Genomic DNA, 986 nt, shown 5'->3' with positions numbered 1-986 from the left:
ATCGAGCCGCCGGCGGCGCCGACCGCCCGCGCGGCATCGCCGGTCCCGAGGACGGGACCCGCAACTCGGGCCAGGAGGTCCGGGTCTTCAGCTTCCAGGTGCGTGGCCTGTGGCGCTTCATGAAGTGCACCACCAAGGTCAGCATCCGGGTCGGCGGCGTGCCGCTGCCGATCGCCTGGCACGGGCTCTACCTCCACCCGGCCAAGGAGGGCAAGCGCACCCCGCAGCAGCTGCGGCGCCGGCTCAAGAGCGGCTACAAGCTGGCCAAGACCGGGCGGCTGACGCTCTCGAAGGATCTCGACAGTTCATGGCAGGAGAAGGCGATCGACATGTATGAGCAGACCCGTGAGGTGTTGGCCGAGAAGCACGGCTACGACGCCATCGTCTTCTACGGGAGCCTGTTGGGCTCGGTGCGCGAGGGCGGGCCGATCGGGCACGACGACGACTTCGACTGCGCCTACGTCTCCAACAAGCGGACGGGTCCGGAGGCGGCCGAGGAGCTCGTGCAGATCGCGCTCGACCTGATCGAGGTCGGCTTCTCGGTGGACCTGCGGGTGAACTGCATCCACCTGCACGACCCGGAGACCGACCAGCGCATCGACCTGTTCCACATGTGGTTCAACGAGGCCGGCAAGCTGCGCATCCCGTGGGGCGTTGCCGGCACCACGCCGTTCACCGAGGACGACTGGCAGGGCACCGAGGAGGTCGACTTCGCCGGTGGCAAGGTGCTGCGCCCGCTGAACGCCGAGAAGATGGTCGCCCACCTGTACGGCGACGACTGGCGCCAGCCGAAGCCCGGCTTCAACTGGGCACTCAGCCGCACCGACGCCGCCGCCGACGGTCGGCTCACCGTCGAGCAGCGGACCAAGGCCTACTGGGCGAATTTCTATGCGCGGACGGCGTATGGGTCGGGTTCGTCGTTCTTCGAGTTCGTGAATGCGCGTGCGGAGATGCCGGGGACGGTGATCGACATCGGGTGTGGTGAT

1 protein-coding gene is annotated in these 986 nt (G+C 68.0%); it reads left to right on the top strand.

The features are described from left to right. The coding region (locus ABD151_RS08145) for a hypothetical protein (protein ID WP_343993141.1) at positions 1 to 986 on the top strand (986 nt) is incomplete at both ends.

It is taken from the genome of Nocardioides dubius, assembly GCF_039528155.1.
Classification (GTDB): Bacteria; Actinomycetota; Actinomycetes; order Propionibacteriales; family Nocardioidaceae; genus Nocardioides; species Nocardioides dubius.
The sequence above is the reverse complement of the archived record's forward strand: the minus strand, read 5'-3'. Positions and strand labels throughout refer to the sequence as shown.